The following is a 15,194-nucleotide window of genomic DNA, read 5'->3' as shown; positions in this document are numbered from 1 at the left end:
AATTAAATTAAAAGTAGCCCAAAATTAAAGCTTGAATGTGATATAATGCCTCAAAATCAATTAAAAGGTTGCTTAATAATGCAAATAGACGACACTCTCTTAAATAAACTAGAAAAACTCTCCGCATTACAAATTAATGATGAAAAAAGAGAAGAGATCAAGAAGCAATTAAGTGAAATCGTATCTTTTGTCGATGTTTTAAATGAGCTTGATCTAAGCAGCGATGAGGCCGTAGTTAGCTCTATAAAAGGTGGCACTCCATTAAGAGAAGATGAGCCACATTTAAGTGACGTTGTCGATGAAATTTTAAAGCACGCCCCTTCACGCGAAGGACACTTCTTTGCCGTGCCAAAGATCATAGAGTAAAATATGGATCTAATCGAACAACTAAGAGCGCAAAGCTCGGACGCTCAAGCCAAAGCATCAGAGAGCAATCTCTCTGGTGACATCCAAACGCTTCTAAAAACCGTTGTTTTCAATAAAGCCAGTGACCTCCACCTAGTCTCAAGGTCTGAGCCTCAGATAAGGATAGATGGTACTTTAAGACCACTTGAATTTGGCGTGCTAAGCGGCAAAGATATAGAAAATTTATGCTACGCTCTGATCACAGATGCCCAAAAAAGCGAGCTTGAAAACAATAAAGAGCTTGACTTTGCTATTGAACTTCCAAATATCGGCCGCTTTCGTGGCAACTACTACTACACGATGAATGGCGATCTAGCGGCAGCTTTTCGTATTATACCTATCGACATCCCTTCGCTTGATGAGCTAAATGCGCCACAAATTTTTAAATATATCATCAAACGTGAAAAGGGCCTTATCCTAGTCACTGGGCCAACAGGTAGCGGTAAGTCAACGACGCTTGCAGCGATGCTTAATGAGATAAATTTAAATTATAGAAAACACATCATAACCGTTGAAGACCCAGTTGAGTTTGTGCACAACAACAAAAAAGCCCTATTTTCACATAGAAACATAGGCACTGACACGCACTCTTACTCAAAAGCACTAAAATTTGCACTTCGCGAGGACCCAGACATCATACTTGTGGGCGAGATGAGAGATAGAGAGACGATCTCTACGGCCATTACAGCGGCTGAGACTGGACACCTAGTCTTTGGCACGCTTCACACAAACTCGGCTATACAAACTATAAATAGGATCGTTGATAGCTTCGATGGAAGTGAGCAGCTTCAAGTAAGAAATATGCTTAGCGTTTCGCTAACTGCTGTCATCTCACAAAGTCTGATACCAAAAATAGGCGGCGGAAGGTGCGCTGTGCATGAAATTTTGATAAATAATATGGCGATTTCAAACTTGATACGCGAAAACAAAGTACATCAAATTTACTCTCAAATGCAGCTAAATCAGCAACAAACTGGCATGAGCACGCAGACTCAAGCGCTGATGAAAGCACTAAAAGAGGGCTTGATCACAAAAGAAAACGCGCTAGCCTACTCAACTAGCCAGCAAGAACTTCAAAATTTAATAGGAACTGTATGATGGATTTAGTAACTTGGTTTGACATTATCGTCATCGCCCTTGTCCTGATACTTGGTGTAAAAGGCATAATCAACGGGCTTATAAAAGAGGCATTTGGGCTTATTGGACTTATTGGTGGCCTAGTTGTCGCTAGTAGATTTTCAGATGTAGCTGAGAGCTTCATAAGCAAAAATATCTATAAATTTGAAAATCCTTCATTTTTACAATTTGTCGCATTTATCGGACTTTGGCTGGTTTTTTGGCTAGTTTGTCTGCTAGTTGGCAAATTTTTATCAAAGATAGTTTCAGTAAGCGGACTTGGCTTTTTAGATAGACTTGGTGGATTTGTCATGGGAAGTGGCAAAATTTTCCTCACATTTTCAGCAGTCGTTGCCGTAATGTCAGGCACTTCGCTAAATAAAATGATCGAGCCATACTTCACAAACAGCAAGGTCTATCCGCTCCTACTTGAAACTGGTAGATGGATAACAAATATCGATGTGAAAAACATCAAAAATGAGCTAGATGAGATGGTAGTAAGACCAAAGGATACAAACAAGAGTGATGCATTCATCTCAATGGATGCAAATGCAAGCATAAACACCGACACAAACGTCACTAAAGGGGAAGAAAAATGATAGAAAATTTAGAATATGATGCCTTGCTTGAGAAATTTAAAAGAGTTCTTCGCGACAACGGTTTAAAATATACAAAACAGCGTGAAATTTTACTAAAAACGCTTTACAACAATGACGAACACTTTACGCCAGAGAGGCTATATCTTTTCATAAAAGAGACCTATCCTGAGCTAAATATCGGCATCGCAACTGTTTATAGGACGCTAAATTTACTAGAAGAATCAGAGATGGTAACATCTATCAGCTTTGGTTCGCAGGGCAAGAAATTTGAGCTTGCCACAAAGCCACACCATGACCACATGATATGTAGAAAGTGCGGCCTTATCATAGAATTTGAAGATCCTATGATAGAAAAAAGGCAGATAAGCATCGCAAAAGAGCATGGCTTTAAACTAACTGGTCACATGATGCAGCTTTATGGAATTTGCGAAAAATGTTCAAAAAATAATATAAAGGGAAAGTAAGGTGATATTTGACAACCAACATGAAATTCAAAGATTAGAAAGCATAGATGAGCTTAGAAATTTAGGCATAAATCCATATCCACATTTTCTTAGAAGAGATATGAATATCTCTAAATTTAGACTTAAATTTAACTATATAAAAGATACAGAAGAGAAAAAAGCAGAGGGGCAGCTAGTTGGCCTTGCAGGCAGGATAAAGCTGATCCGCGACGCTGGTAAAGCAGTCTTTGCAAACATCGAAGACGAAAATGGAAATTTACAAATTTATTTTAGCAACAAGACGCTTGATCCAGAGTGGTTTAAAATCGTTAAAAAATATGTAGAAATAGGCGACATCGTCTATGTTAGAGGCTACGCTTTTATAACAAAAACTGGCGAATTTTCAATGCATGTAAATGAGCTTAGCTTAGCTACAAAATCGATAAGTCCGCTTCCAGAGAAGTACCACGGGCTAGTTGATGTTGAGACAAGATATCGCCAAAGATACCTTGATATGATAATGAACCCTGAAGTTAGGGCTGATTTTAAAAAGCGCTCGGTGATTATAAGCACGATTAGAAGATTTTTTGAAGAAAAGGGCTTTTTAGAGGTTGAAACTCCGATGCTTCACCCAATAGCTGGCGGCGCAAATGCAAAACCATTTGTGACATTTCACAACGCCCTTGGAGTTGAGAGATACCTAAGGATCGCTCCCGAGCTATATCTAAAACGCCTTGTAGTTGGCGGTTTTGAAGCTGTTTATGAGATGAATAGAAACTTCAGAAACGAGGGTATGGATCTAACCCACAACCCTGAATTTACAAGTATTGAGTTTTACTGGGCATATCACAACTACCACGATCTAATGGGCATCACAGAGGATTTATTTAATGTCATTTTAGAAAAACTTGGCATGGAGAAAGTGATAAATTTTGATGGCATGGAGATTGATTTTAGCAAGCCTTTTAAACGCATAAGCTATAAAAAAGCCTTAATTGAGATAGGCGGACTTGCTGAAGATATCGTAAGCGATAAGGCTAAAATTTTAACAAAATTAAGAGCTGATGGCTTTGAAGCAAACGAAAAGCTTGACCTTGGCCACTTGCAGGCTGAACTCTTTGACAACTACGTAGAGAGCAAGCTCATCCACCCAACTTTTGTCATCGACTATCCGATCTCTATTAGCCCACTTTCAAGAAGAAGCGACACAAATCCTGATGTGGCAGAGAGATTTGAGCTATTTATCGCTGGTCGCGAGCTAGCAAATGGCTTTAACGAGCTAAACGATCCAATCGATCAATACAACCGCTTTAAAGCGCAAATCGATGCTAAAAACGCAGGCGATGATGAGGCTCATGAGATGGATGAAGACTATGTAAAAGCCCTAGGATACGGCATGCCACCAGTTGCAGGCGAAGGCATAGGCATCGATAGACTTGTGATGCTTCTAACAGATAAAAAATCAATCCGCGACGTTGTTCTCTTCCCAGCGATGAGACCACTAAAAACTGAGACAAAGGAGAATGAAAAATGAGTTTGCAAAGCTACGATAAAGAAATTTTTGATCTAGTAAATTTAGAGCTAAAACGCCAGTGCGACCACCTAGAAATGATCGCTAGTGAAAATTTCACATATCCAGATGTTATGGAGGTGATGGGCTCAATCCTAACAAACAAATACGCTGAGGGCTACCCTGGTAAGAGGTATTATGGTGGCTGTGAATTTGTCGATGAGATCGAGCAAATCGCGATCGATAGATGTAAAGAGCTTTTTGGATGCGAATTTGCAAACGTTCAACCAAACTCAGGCTCTCAGGCAAACCAAGGCGTTTATGGTGCTTTGCTTAACCCAGGCGATAAAATTTTAGGCATGGATCTAAGTCACGGCGGACACCTAACTCACGGCGCAAAGGTGAGCAGCTCTGGCAAGATGTATGAGAGCTTCTTTTACGGCGTCGAGCTTGATGGTCGCATAAACTACGATAGAGTTATGGATATCGCAAAGATAGTAAAACCAAAGATGATCGTTTGTGGCGCGAGCGCATACACAAGAGAGATTGAGTTTAAGAAATTTAGGGAGATAGCTGACGCTGTTGGCGCGATACTCTTTGCAGACGTTGCTCACATCGCTGGTCTTGTAGTAGCTGGCGAACATCAAAATCCTTTCCCACACTGCGACGTCGTAAGCTCAACTACGCATAAAACTCTAAGAGGCCCAAGAGGCGGCATTATCATGACAAACAACGAGGAGTACGCTAAAAAGATAAACTCTTCAATCTTCCCAGGTATCCAGGGCGGTCCGCTAGTTCATGTCATAGCTGCAAAGGCAGTTGGCTTTAAGCACAACCTTAGCCCTGAGTGGAAAATTTACGCTAAACAAGTAAAAGCAAACGCTAAAAAACTTGGCGAAGTGCTAATAAGCAGAGGCTTTGAACTAGTAAGTGGCGGTACTGATAACCACCTAATCCTAATGAGCTTTTTAAACCGCGAATTTAGCGGAAAAGACGCGGACATCGCTCTTGGAAATGCTGGCATAACTGTAAATAAAAACACGGTCCCAGGCGAGACAAGAAGTCCGTTTATCACAAGTGGCATACGTGTAGGTAGCCCAGCTCTAACAGCTCGTGGTATGAAAGAGGCTGAGTTTGAGCTAATAGCAAACAATATCGCTGACGTGCTAAGCGATATAAACAACGCATCTTTACAAGAGAAGATCAATGGCGAGCTAAAAGAGCTAGCTCATAAATTTATAATCTACGATAAAGCGACATTTTGATGCAAAGTATTGATACATCTCTTATAAAGATAATAACGACCCACTACTACATCAAACGTGACACGATCGTCAATAAGATAGAGTACAAGGGTAAAATTTTCTTTGATAAATTTGAAAAGATCAACGAACCACTAACTTATAGTGTCATGAAAGAGCATGAGGAGGGCAAAGCTATAATCGCCCACTCGCTAATCAATGCAAGTGACAAGGTTGAAAATATAGTTTTTGACTACAACGGCAGAACTCCAGATAGGTTTTGGCATAGAGCTCAACTTCTTTTAAGAGAAGAAGGCTTTATAAATTTCACAGCCTACGAGACCAAGACGCCAGGACATTTGCACCTTTATGTGCATAAAGGTCACACTACGCTAAATGAAGCTTGCACGCTTGCAAATATGCTAAGCGCAAAGCTCTCACAAAAGCTAGCCAAAGAGTGGAGAATGTTCCCAAATCAAGATATGCCAAAAGAATTTAACATCCTAACTTTGCCATATAACCTCTATCAAAAAGAGCGTGGGGCAAGTTGGTCAAAATATATGTAAGGAGAAATAATGGAAAACGAAGAGTTAAAAGATATACTTTTAGAAAAAGACGATGAGGCAAAGGGCGCAAAACTAAAGAAACTTCTTATGTTTATAGCAGCTCTTGTTATACTATTTTTAATCATCATCGTAGCCATGAAGCTTATAAACTCAAGCGACTCAACACAAGCACAAAATGAAGCCGACTCAAGACTAGTTCTGCCTCCAGTGCCAGCAGAGCAGCCAGTCGATACTCAGGTGCCTGCACAAGATACAAATTCAGATGTTAAAAAAGGCGATACACAACTTTTCGAGCAGGTGCCTATCGTGCCTGAAAACAAGCAACAAGATGATTTTGAAGATATGATCAAAAAGCTAAAAGATAAAGAAGGTGCAAAATCAGCTCCTAAAACTGAAGAGCCAAAAGAGGTAGTAAAAGCTGTAGAGTATCCAGCTGAAGCGCCTAAAAAAGCTGAGACAAAGGTAGAGGCTCCAGCTAAAAAAGCTGAAACAAAAAGCGAAGCTAAAGTAGAGAAAAAAACTGAAGCAAAGCCAGCCAAAACTGAGGCAAAAGCTGAGAAAAAAGCTGAAACTAAAGCTGAGAAAAAACCTGAAACAAAGGTAGAGAAAAAGACTGAAGCTCCTGCAAAAGCAGAAAAAGTAGAGAAAAAAGCCGAAACTCCAGCAAAAGCTGAGAGCGTCGCAAAAGGCTCTTATGTTCAAGTATTTGCAACTAGCAAATTTAACCCAAATGCCGACTATATGAAAAAAATAGCAGCCAAAGGCTATAGCTACAAAACTATAAAAGCTGGCGAGCTAACTAAAATTTTAGTTGGTCCATTTGATGAAAAAGGGCTACAAAAAGCTGTAAATGACATAAGAAAAGATGTCAATAAAGACGCTTTTGTCTTTAGAGCAAAATGAAAACCTTCGCAGTTTTTGGAGATCCGATAGCTCACTCGGTATCTCCAAGACTACACAACAAAGCCATTGCCGATCTAGCTCTTGATGCCCTATATACTAGGGTTTTGCTAAAAGATGGCAATGAGCTAATCAATAAATTTAGATCCCTAAAACTAAACGGCGCTAATGTCACACTCCCGCATAAAGAATTTGCTCTAAATTTAGCCGATGACGCCTCAGAGGCAGCACGTAAAATAGGATCTGCAAACACTTTAGTGCTAAAAAATGAGAAAATTTATGCCTACAACACTGACGCACCTGGCTTTTTAAAAGCGATATCAAATTTCAAAGAGGCAAAAAGCGCCATCATCCTTGGAGCCGGAGGCACTGCAAACGCCCTAGCCTACGCACTTAGATCGCAAAACATAGATGTTTGCATACTAAATAGAAGCAAGGCAAGACTTGATAAATTTAAAGATCACTATGAGTGCTTTAGCTGGGATGACTATAAAGAGCATAAATTTGATCTAGTGGCAAATTCAACCTCAGCAGGGCTAAAAGACGATCTTTTGCCAGCACCAAAAGAGATTTTAGATGGCATTTTAAAAAGTGCTAAATTTGCATTTGATGTTATTTACGGCAAGCAAACGCCATTTTTAAAAGAGGCTAAAAGCCAAAATTTAGCATGTAAAGACGGAGCTGATATGCTCTTGTATCAAGCGGTTTTAGCGTTAAATTTATTTTATAATGGCAGCCTTGATGAGAAAAAGATAGAAATTTCTATGCGAGAGGCTCTTAGTTTATAAGGCTTGCAAGACTACATCGTTTAAAATCAAAATGGATAAATCATCAAGCTTGATAAATAATACCCTAAAGCTTAGCGATATAAATTTTAACTCCTTTAGCCACTCTAAAAACTGGATCGGCTTTTTTGAGATAGAGGATGAAAACTGGGCTTCTGGCGTAGATACCGCACTAAAGCTATTTGATAAATATTTTAATAAATTTAAAAATGAAGCATTTGTCATAAGCGCCTTAAACTACGACGATACTAACTTGAGCGATGAAACACTTGAAATAAAAACTTTGCACGATAAATTTAAAAAGCTAGGCATCTTACAAGAGCCAAATGAGCACTTTGATCTTGATATAAATAGTGAAATTTTGCTGCCTGCCATCTGCCTTAGGATAGACACTTTAAAATTTGATGAGATCAAAGATCTAGCTAAATTACTTATGCTTTATACATACTCCTTAAACGAGTGGTGCTTTTTTATCTTTCCAAGCCTAAATTTAGCGCTTTATCCACATGATGAGAAGGGCTTTGGCTGCATCGGACTAAATGACGATATAAAAAATGGATTAAATTTTCTAGAGTTTTGCAAAAGAGAGAAAAATGCAAAGGTTGTTTTAAAAGAGCAAAATAGCAAATAAATTTTACGATCACACAAAACTAAAAGCCCTCCCTTGCCGAAGCAAAGGAGGATAAAATTTACTTTTCAAAAGCTTTTTGCAAGCTAAATGGAAACGCTTGATAGCCCATAGCATTTGTCATCTTTATCTCTATACTTGGCTCTTTTGCACCCCACTCAAACTCATCGATGTGCGGGCTAGGAAGTCCTACTGGGCGACCTTTTGCGATGTCAAACTGCATGCCAGCAACAGCTGAATAGACCATCACGCTATCAAGGTCATCTTGATACTGCGCAAGGCTTGTAACCGAGCTATACCACTCTTTACCGCGCTCTTTGCCATACTCCCAAATCTGCTCAACGGTCTTTTTGTTCTCATCGATCTTATAAACGACCGCACGAGAGTACTTCATACCAGCGATGGCTGGTTGCTCCATGCCCCTTGTGTCGCCATTGTCAAAGACACTTAGATAAATTTCACCTTTTTTAGACTTGCTATCTATCCTAAATGCCGTATGTTGCGTCCATTGCCAGTCAAAGCCACCTTTGTCGCTCTCGTATCCTGGGCATTTTGAGTACTCATCTTCGCAGACTATTTTGTTGCCTTTGCTATCGACTGGCTGAAGAAGCTTATCTTTAAATTTATCGCTCCAGCCCTTGTGAGCGCCCATGATCCATTTTACTTGTTTATCGCGGCCGATCTTTATAACTGCGTCTTGGTGGCGGCTTGAGATGATGATACTATCATCGCTTGGGTCGTAATCCACGCTATTTACGTGTGCCCAGTTGCGTCCTGGACCTGCTCCTACGATATCGCCCCATTTATCGTGTGTATCCATAGACTGAAGCTCATCAGAGCTTGCTGTATGGCCTGCTTTTTTAGCGTCTATGTTTAAGCAAACTGCGCCTTGATCAAGTGTTTTTAGCACGATATCGCGGTAAGGATCGAGAATTTCATATAGTCTAAAGTCATCAACTACGTTGCCGTCGCGGTCAAGCTCAACGATGACGTCACGCACTGTTCTTACGTTTTTGCCATCAGCCCTTTTGTAGTCGGCATTTGCCACACGCAAGAAGTAGTGTCCGTTTTGTGCTACGTCCATTGAGTGAGAGAAGTCGTTGTAGCTAGCTGGTAGCTCGCGGTTGAAAATTTCTCTACCCATGATGTCGTATTTTGCGTATCTTTGGCCATATCCCCAAGTCATCGCGCCGTCGTCATTTTGCTTAAAGCCCATCATAACGCCAGCGTGAAATGGCTGTTTTAGGTCGTAAATTTTACTTGGCTCAAGATACCATCTAACCTCGCCTTTTGTATCAAGGATGAAGTTATTTGGGCTGTAGTTCCACTCGATCGCACCGCCAGCTGGGTTGTTCCAAACGACTTTTGTGCCCTTGCCTGTTTTATTTACAAAGTTATTTACATAGTAGAGGCGGTTTGCAAATTTAGCACTCGCTGGCTTAGTAACCTCAATCTTATCAAATAACGCGCCCTTTTGATTTGGCGTGCCAGCGCTCTCTAGGTAGATAGCTGGAGCGTAAATTTTATAGCTCTCTTTTATATGCTCAGTCTTGCCCTTGTAGCTCTTGTCGTACTCGACTTCAACGGTGTTTTGATAGTCAGGATACATGCCAAAAACTGGGATGCCACCATGTGTGCGAAGATGCTTGTCAGCCACTTTGTAGCTTATCACCTGACCGCCTTGCTTTGGAACGATGGTTACTTTTGCATTGCTTAGTGTGTAGCCGCCATTTTTGATGACTGCTGTAAGTGGGGCAGTATCGTATGGATTTACCACTACTTCGCCGATCTGCCCAGTGATAGCGTAGTCAAGTTTAGCTCCGCTTGGACCGCCTATCGCAAAAGCGCTCGAGCAAAGCACAGAGGCTAGTGCAACACAACTCAAAGTCTTTTTCATAACATCTCCTTTAGATAAATTTTATAAACTCTACTCATAAAGCTTATAAAATTTAGTAAAAAGCCTTGGCAAAACCAAGGCTTCAATCAGTAAAAGGAATAACAAAAATGATTTGCTTTGTGTGTAATTGTAGTAAATCTTTATAACATAAATTTCACGCTAAGATTAATAATAGCTTAAAATTTAAAAATATATTTAAAATTTATTAAATAGTGTATCGAGCCTCGTTATCTTCGCCATTTATAAGGTCAAATATAATAAAAATAATGCTAGCAAATTTACCTAGTCTTATTACTACTTTACCTCTCTTAAAAACCTATGTTCTTTAAAAAATTTTCGGAGTGATTTTTGCTCTTTTGGACCTATTTTGTAGCTTATAAATTTAAGATACCACTTGATATCTTCCTCGCTTATGTCGCGGCTTTTAGCATACTGAGCCAAGATATAATTTGGAATTTTTACATTTTTTTGCAAAAATTTTGCGACCAGTTTTTTGTAAAACGAGCCATTTTTTACGTAAGAAAATCTACCAAAAACAAAGGGTAAATTTGTCTTTTCGTGCCAAATTTGACCAAGGTCGTAAAAGCACTCTTTGCCATCGCTTAAATATGCCTTTAGTGCCCTGTCGCCTATGATCACCTCGCCGTTTAGTCGAAGCACCTTGGCTAGGGCGTTTGAGCTAGCTGAGGCAGGATCTGGCTTTGGGGCTGAGTTTTTGCGCACAAGCACGCTTTTTACATCTTTTTTGGCGACTATTCCAAAATTTAGCTTCTTTAAATTTGCCTTTTTACTAGCTATGCTTGAGATCACCGCAGCGTCGATCTTTCTAGCGTTTAGGGCTCTATTTAGCTTGCTTGGCACGCCCTTTTTAAACTCTATCGCCTTTTTTATCTGAGTTTTGAGTGGAGCTGCCTTTAAAAATACGTGAAATGGGAGTAAATTTAGATAATCAATCTTTCCAAATATCATTTTTCATCTTTTACAAGCTCAAATTTAACCATCTCATTTTCGTTGCTAACGTCGCGAAATAGCTGAGCTAGGCTCTCTTTCGTGCCCTCATCTAAAGCATTTTCATTTTTTAGCTTTATAAGCGTTGGCTCATTTATCTCACAAAGGCAGTCAAAGAGCGCGTCTAAATTTTTGCCGTAGTACTCTGGCAGGTCAAATTTCTTAGCAAAATACTCATGCATCTTCTCTTTTTTAAGCATCTTTTTGGCATCTAAGATCACGCTTTTCATTGCATCCTCTTCTCATAAAGCAGGTAAAAATGCTCGTAGTGATCGGGCGTGTAGTAGATAAGCCCGTCGTTTGAGTATAAAATTCTCTCAGCGCCGCGCCTGCCACCATTATAATTCACATCGCACTCAAACCACTTTCTACCATCAGCTTCAGGCAGTCTCTTTTCTCGGTTTGAAAATCTATCCCCACCGATGCTTTTGCCGCCGCTTATCTGCCATAAATTTCCGCTTTTTGCATCCCAGCCAAGAGCCATTGCCTCTTTTTTAGTTATGAAATTCTTTGGCAGCTTGTTAAATTTATAGATATAAAGCGCGACCTCATCTTTTGAGGTATATGAGCCATTTTCTGCGAGGCTTTGGCTCTTTTGCCCCTCTTTATTGAGCTGCTCAAGTAAAATTTGAGCGTTTTTGTTTGCCTCGCCGCCCTCTTTTGAAAAAAAGAAAGTACCGATGATGATAGCAATGACAAAGGCAACTAGAGCTGGCAAAAGTCTTTTGTTCAAATTTAGCCCTTAAAGAGTGTTAAAAACTCTATCGCCAGCGTCACCAAGACCTGGTACGATGTAGTTTTTCTCATTTAGTTTCTCATCGATTGAAGCCGTATAGACCTCGACGTCTGGGTAAATTTCGCTAAATCTCTTTAGCCCCTCAGGTGCGGCGATGATAGAGATAAATTTGATCTCTTTAACGCCCTTTTCACGCAAAAACTTAACCGCGTCTATCGCCGTGCCACCAGTCGCAAACATAGGGTCGATGATGATAGCCATGCGCTCTTTTGCGTCTTTTGGAAGCTTTGCGTAGAAAAACTCAGCCTGCGCTGTCTCTTCGTTTCGCTGAAAGCCCAAAAAGCCAACGCTCGCATCTGGTATGATGGTAAAGATGCTATCAAGCATGCCAAGAGCAGCCCTTAAGATAGGGCATATCATCACCTTTGTAGTTAGCCTTTTTGCGTCTGCCACCGCAACTGGTGTTTGGACTTTGACATCTTTTACCTTTAAATTTCTAGTCGCCTCAAAGATCATAAGGTAGCTTATCTCATCAACTAGCATGCGAAACTGAAAAGGCTGGGTGTTTTTATCACGTAAAATGGTTAATTTATGCTCGATCAATGGGTGTGAGATGAGCTTCACGTTTTGCATTTTTTGTCCTTAAATTTACTGTTTTTACAAGGTTTGTCTTTTACAAAATGCCAAGAGGAGAATTTAGCCCAAAATTTGGGCTAAATTTGATTAAAAACCTTTTGCAAGTTTGGCTTTGTAAGCCTCAACATCAAAATCTTTTACTCTCGCTACGCCATCTTCAACTGCGGCTTTTGCAACTGCTGGAGCGACCGCTGTTAGTACGCGCTTGTCAAATGGTTTTGGGATGATGTACTCTTTGCCAAATTTTAGCTCACTAACGCCACTTGCTTTTAAAACTTCAGCTGGCACTGGCTCTTTTGCAAGCTGCGCAAGAGCTTTAGCTGCAGCCATTTTCATATTTTCAGTGATCTTTTTAGCCCTAACGTCAAGCGCGCCTCTAAAGATAAATGGAAAGCCCAAAACGTTATTTACTTGGTTAGGATAGTCGCTTCTGCCTGTGCCCATCATAACGTCATCTCTTACAGCTACGACGTCCTCTGGGAAGATTTCAGGCACTGGGTTTGCCAAAGCAAAGATGATAGGCTCTTTGTTCATTGAAGCAACCATCTCTTTTGTCACAACGCCAGGCTTAGAAAGACCTAAAAACATATCAGCGCCCTTCATCGCATCAGCCAAAGTCCTATCCTCAGTCTCAAGCGCAAATTCAACCTTTTCTGGAGTTAGGTCTGTTCTTTTTGAGTGGATGACGCCTTTACTATCTATCATCACGATGTGTTTTGCGCCAAGTGCTTTATACATCTTTGCGCAAGCGATGCCAGCTGCACCTGCGCCGCTAACTACGATCTTTATCTTAGATATATCTTTGCCAGAAATTTCCATCGCATTTATAATGCCAGCGCTTGTTATCATCGCTGTGCCGTGCTGATCGTCGTGCATTACAGGGATATCGACTGCTTCTTGAAGCTTTCTTTCTATCTCAAAGCACTTTGGAGCGCGGATATCTTCTAAATTTATACCGCCAAATGTAGGAGCAAGAGCCTTGCAAATCTCAACGATCTTATCAGGATCATGCTCGTCTAGCTCGATGTCAAAGGCATCAACGTTTGCAAATTTCTTAAATAGCACCGCCTTGCCCTCCATAACTGGCTTGCCAGCGATAGCGCCGATGTCACCAAGTCCAAGAACAGCCGTGCCATCAGTAATGACAGCCACCAAATTTGCTTTGTTTGTATATTTATAAGCTAGTTCAGTGTCTGCATTTATCTCACGGCATGGCTCAGCAACGCCTGGTGTATAGGCCATTGAAAGGTCTCTTGAAGTCTCGCAAGGTGTCTTTACCCTGATCTCGATCTTACCGCCGATGTGGTAGTTTAGTGCCTCTTCTTTAGTTACATGTGTCATTTCTCTTCCTTTAATAAATTTTGTATTCTGTTTTTGATCTCGTTGCTACCTACTACTTCAAGCACCTCAAATATGCTTGGGCTCACGCTTGAGCCAGTTAGCGCTATCCTTAGGGCCTGAGCTAGGTCTTTTAGTTTTAAGCCATTTTGCTCTAAAAATTTATTAGTTAGCTCCTCATAGCCCTTTGCGTCAAGGTCACGGTCTAAAATTTGAGCAAATTTCGCCAAAATTTCTTTGCTATTTTCATTTATAAATTTAGCCCAAGCTTTCTCGTCGTAGCTTTTTGGAGCGTTGATGATAGCATTTGCGCTATTTGCCATTTCAATTAGTGTCTTTGATCTCTCACGGAGTGAATTTAGCAGTAGCTCACCCTTTGCCAAAGCCCTAAAATCAACGCCAAACTCGAGCATATCGTGCGCTAGCCTCTCGTAAGGCAAAGTTTTTATGTAGTGAGAATTTAGCCAGTCAAGCTTTTGAGCGTTATAGGTGCTTGAGCTTTTGTTGATATCGTTTGGATTAAAGTATTTGAGCATATCCTCGATAGTAAAAATCTCATCATCGCCGTGGCTCCAGCCAAGACGAACGAGAAAATTTAAGAGCGCTTCAGGCAAGTAGCCCATCTTTTTGTACTCCATAACGTCAGTGGCACCATGCCTTTTGCTAAGCTTTTTGCCGTCCTCGCCGTTTATCATAGCGACGTGATAAAATTTTGGCACCTTAAAGCCAAGCGCCTCGTAAAGAACGATCTGTTTTGGGGTATTTGAGAGGTGATCATCGCCGCGAATAACGTCTGTGACGCCCATTAGCGCATCGTCTATCACAACTGTGAAGTTATATGTTGGCGTGCCGTCGCTTCTAGCGATGATGAAGTCGTCTAAGATATCTTCAACCTTAAATTTAACCTCGCCCTTTATGCCATCATGTATGACGATCTCGCCGCTAAGTGGGGCTTTTATACGGATGACTGGCTCGATACCAGCTGGAGGCGTGCCAGTAAAATCTCTATATCTATTATCATATTTTGGGCGCTCTTTTCTTGCCTCTTGACTAGCTCTAAGCTCCTCAAGCTCCTCTTTGCTCATGTAACATTTGTAGGCTTTGCCCTCATCAAGCAGCTTTTTAACGTACTCTTTGTAAAGATCAAATCTCTTTGACTGATAGGTCACTTCGCCGTCGTGATCTAGCTTGCACCAAGCAAATGCCTCTTTTATCGCTTGCGTGGCTTCTTCTGAGTTTCGTTTTAAGTCAGTATCTTCGATGCGGAGCAGAAATTTTCCATTGTTAGCTCTTGCGTATAAATAATTATAAAGAGCTGTCCTAAGTCCGCCTATATGTAGGTATCCAGTAGGCGACGGAGCAAATCTAGTAACTATCATTTTGTGC

At 40.7% G+C, this 15,194-nt stretch carries 17 protein-coding genes; 10 read left to right on the top strand and 7 right to left on the bottom strand.

Annotated elements, in window-relative coordinates:
* The first annotated feature begins 78 nt into the window (after positions 1-78).
* From gatC to CYO89_RS09110, 10 genes are read left to right on the top strand one after another with little or no spacing between them, the layout of a single operon-like run.
* Positions 79-366, top strand: coding sequence for an Asp-tRNA(Asn)/Glu-tRNA(Gln) amidotransferase subunit GatC (gatC, locus tag CYO89_RS09155; protein WP_021085025.1), 288 nt, complete (start codon positions 79-81; stop codon positions 364-366).
* A gap of 3 nt (positions 367-369) precedes the next feature.
* Positions 370-1,503, top strand: a complete 1,134-nt coding sequence (locus CYO89_RS09150; RefSeq protein WP_103598039.1) for a type IV pilus twitching motility protein PilT — start codon at positions 370-372, stop codon at positions 1,501-1,503.
* Complete coding sequence (locus tag CYO89_RS09145) at positions 1,503-2,120, top strand: CvpA family protein (protein WP_103598066.1); 618 nt, start codon at positions 1,503-1,505, stop codon at positions 2,118-2,120. The genes CYO89_RS09150 and CYO89_RS09145 overlap by 1 nt, the downstream gene beginning before the upstream one ends.
* The gene (locus CYO89_RS09140; RefSeq protein WP_002941362.1) at positions 2,117-2,584 is read left to right on the top strand and encodes a Fur family transcriptional regulator; all 468 of its coding nucleotides are present in this window, start codon (positions 2,117-2,119) and stop codon (positions 2,582-2,584) included. Before CYO89_RS09145 ends, CYO89_RS09140 begins: the two co-directional genes overlap by 4 nt.
* Before the next feature lie 4 nt (positions 2,585-2,588).
* Positions 2,589-4,097, top strand: a complete 1,509-nt coding sequence (gene lysS, locus CYO89_RS09135) for a lysine--tRNA ligase (RefSeq protein WP_258032562.1) — start codon at positions 2,589-2,591, stop codon at positions 4,095-4,097.
* Positions 4,094-5,338, top strand: a complete 1,245-nt coding sequence (locus CYO89_RS09130; protein WP_103598037.1) for a serine hydroxymethyltransferase — start codon at positions 4,094-4,096, stop codon at positions 5,336-5,338. Before lysS ends, CYO89_RS09130 begins: the two co-directional genes overlap by 4 nt.
* On the top strand, positions 5,338-5,880 hold the full coding sequence (locus CYO89_RS09125) for a DUF1882 domain-containing protein (protein WP_002941307.1): 543 nt from the start codon (positions 5,338-5,340) through the stop codon (positions 5,878-5,880). The genes CYO89_RS09130 and CYO89_RS09125 overlap by 1 nt, the downstream gene beginning before the upstream one ends.
* A gap of 9 nt (positions 5,881-5,889) precedes the next feature.
* Positions 5,890-6,783 (top strand): SPOR domain-containing protein, encoded by an 894-nt coding sequence (locus CYO89_RS09120; RefSeq protein ID WP_103598036.1) that lies wholly within the window; start codon positions 5,890-5,892, stop codon positions 6,781-6,783.
* Positions 6,780-7,568: a shikimate dehydrogenase gene (locus CYO89_RS09115; RefSeq protein ID WP_103598035.1), complete on the top strand. Its 789-nt coding sequence runs from the start codon at positions 6,780-6,782 to the stop codon at positions 7,566-7,568. The genes CYO89_RS09120 and CYO89_RS09115 overlap by 4 nt, the downstream gene beginning before the upstream one ends.
* 49 nt (positions 7,569-7,617) lie before the next feature.
* Positions 7,618-8,196 carry a hypothetical protein gene (locus CYO89_RS09110; protein WP_141090736.1) on the top strand — a complete coding sequence of 193 codons (579 nt, stop codon included), beginning with the start codon at positions 7,618-7,620 and terminating at the stop codon, positions 8,194-8,196.
* Positions 8,197-8,254: 58 nt separating this feature from the next.
* On the opposite strand, the gene CYO89_RS09105 is transcribed toward CYO89_RS09110, so the two are convergent.
* From CYO89_RS09105 to gltX, 7 genes are all read right to left on the bottom strand, one after another.
* Entirely contained in the window at positions 8,255-10,090 is a 1,836-nt protein-coding gene (locus CYO89_RS09105; protein WP_103598033.1) for an aryl-sulfate sulfotransferase, read from the bottom strand.
* Positions 10,091-10,384: 294 nt separating this feature from the next.
* Positions 10,385-11,059, bottom strand: coding sequence for an MqnA/MqnD/SBP family protein (locus tag CYO89_RS09100; RefSeq protein ID WP_103598032.1), 675 nt, complete (start codon positions 11,057-11,059; stop codon positions 10,385-10,387).
* Positions 11,056-11,328: a barstar family protein gene (locus tag CYO89_RS09095; RefSeq protein WP_103598031.1), complete on the bottom strand. Its 273-nt coding sequence runs from the start codon at positions 11,326-11,328 to the stop codon at positions 11,056-11,058. Before CYO89_RS09095 ends, CYO89_RS09100 begins: the two co-directional genes overlap by 4 nt.
* Positions 11,325-11,831, bottom strand: a complete 507-nt coding sequence (locus CYO89_RS09090; RefSeq protein ID WP_021084510.1) for a ribonuclease domain-containing protein — start codon at positions 11,829-11,831, stop codon at positions 11,325-11,327. Before CYO89_RS09090 ends, CYO89_RS09095 begins: the two co-directional genes overlap by 4 nt.
* Before the next feature lie 9 nt (positions 11,832-11,840).
* On the bottom strand, positions 11,841-12,467 hold the full coding sequence (gene upp, locus CYO89_RS09085) for a uracil phosphoribosyltransferase (RefSeq protein WP_103598030.1): 627 nt from the start codon (positions 12,465-12,467) through the stop codon (positions 11,841-11,843).
* A gap of 90 nt (positions 12,468-12,557) precedes the next feature.
* Entirely contained in the window at positions 12,558-13,811 is a 1,254-nt protein-coding gene (locus tag CYO89_RS09080; protein ID WP_004317644.1) for a malic enzyme-like NAD(P)-binding protein, read from the bottom strand.
* On the bottom strand, positions 13,808-15,187 hold the full coding sequence (gene gltX, locus CYO89_RS09075) for a glutamate--tRNA ligase (RefSeq protein ID WP_103590408.1): 1,380 nt from the start codon (positions 15,185-15,187) through the stop codon (positions 13,808-13,810). Before gltX ends, CYO89_RS09080 begins: the two co-directional genes overlap by 4 nt.
* Positions 15,188-15,194: the final 7 nt, after the last annotated feature.

The sequence above is a fragment of the Campylobacter concisus genome (assembly GCF_002913765.1).
Lineage (GTDB): Bacteria > Campylobacterota > Campylobacteria > Campylobacterales > Campylobacteraceae > Campylobacter_A > Campylobacter_A concisus_BB.
The sequence above is the reverse complement of the archived record's forward strand: the minus strand, read 5'-3'. Positions and strand labels throughout refer to the sequence as shown.

Bases quoted from the DNA above. Each gene is read 5' to 3' on its own strand.
- CYO89_RS09100 (WP_103598032.1), bottom strand. From the start codon at position 11,059: ATGATATTTGGAAAGATTGATTATCTAAATTTACTCCCATTTCACGTA.
- CYO89_RS09130 (WP_103598037.1), top strand. From the start codon at position 4,094: ATGAGTTTGCAAAGCTACGATAAAGAAATTTTTGATCTAGTAAATTTA.
- CYO89_RS09140 (WP_002941362.1), top strand. From the start codon at position 2,117: ATGATAGAAAATTTAGAATATGATGCCTTGCTTGAGAAATTTAAAAGA.
- gatC (WP_021085025.1), top strand. From the start codon at position 79: ATGCAAATAGACGACACTCTCTTAAATAAACTAGAAAAACTCTCCGCA.
- CYO89_RS09125 (WP_002941307.1), top strand. From the start codon at position 5,338: ATGCAAAGTATTGATACATCTCTTATAAAGATAATAACGACCCACTAC.
- CYO89_RS09080 (WP_004317644.1), bottom strand. From the start codon at position 13,811: ATGACACATGTAACTAAAGAAGAGGCACTAAACTACCACATCGGCGGT.
- CYO89_RS09095 (WP_103598031.1), bottom strand. From the start codon at position 11,328: ATGAAAAGCGTGATCTTAGATGCCAAAAAGATGCTTAAAAAAGAGAAG.
- CYO89_RS09105 (WP_103598033.1), bottom strand. From the start codon at position 10,090: ATGAAAAAGACTTTGAGTTGTGTTGCACTAGCCTCTGTGCTTTGCTCG.
- CYO89_RS09120 (WP_103598036.1), top strand. From the start codon at position 5,890: ATGGAAAACGAAGAGTTAAAAGATATACTTTTAGAAAAAGACGATGAG.
- upp (WP_103598030.1), bottom strand. From the start codon at position 12,467: ATGCAAAACGTGAAGCTCATCTCACACCCATTGATCGAGCATAAATTA.
- CYO89_RS09150 (WP_103598039.1), top strand. From the start codon at position 370: ATGGATCTAATCGAACAACTAAGAGCGCAAAGCTCGGACGCTCAAGCC.
- CYO89_RS09115 (WP_103598035.1), top strand. From the start codon at position 6,780: ATGAAAACCTTCGCAGTTTTTGGAGATCCGATAGCTCACTCGGTATCT.
- gltX (WP_103590408.1), bottom strand. From the start codon at position 15,187: ATGATAGTTACTAGATTTGCTCCGTCGCCTACTGGATACCTACATATA.
- CYO89_RS09145 (WP_103598066.1), top strand. From the start codon at position 1,503: ATGGATTTAGTAACTTGGTTTGACATTATCGTCATCGCCCTTGTCCTG.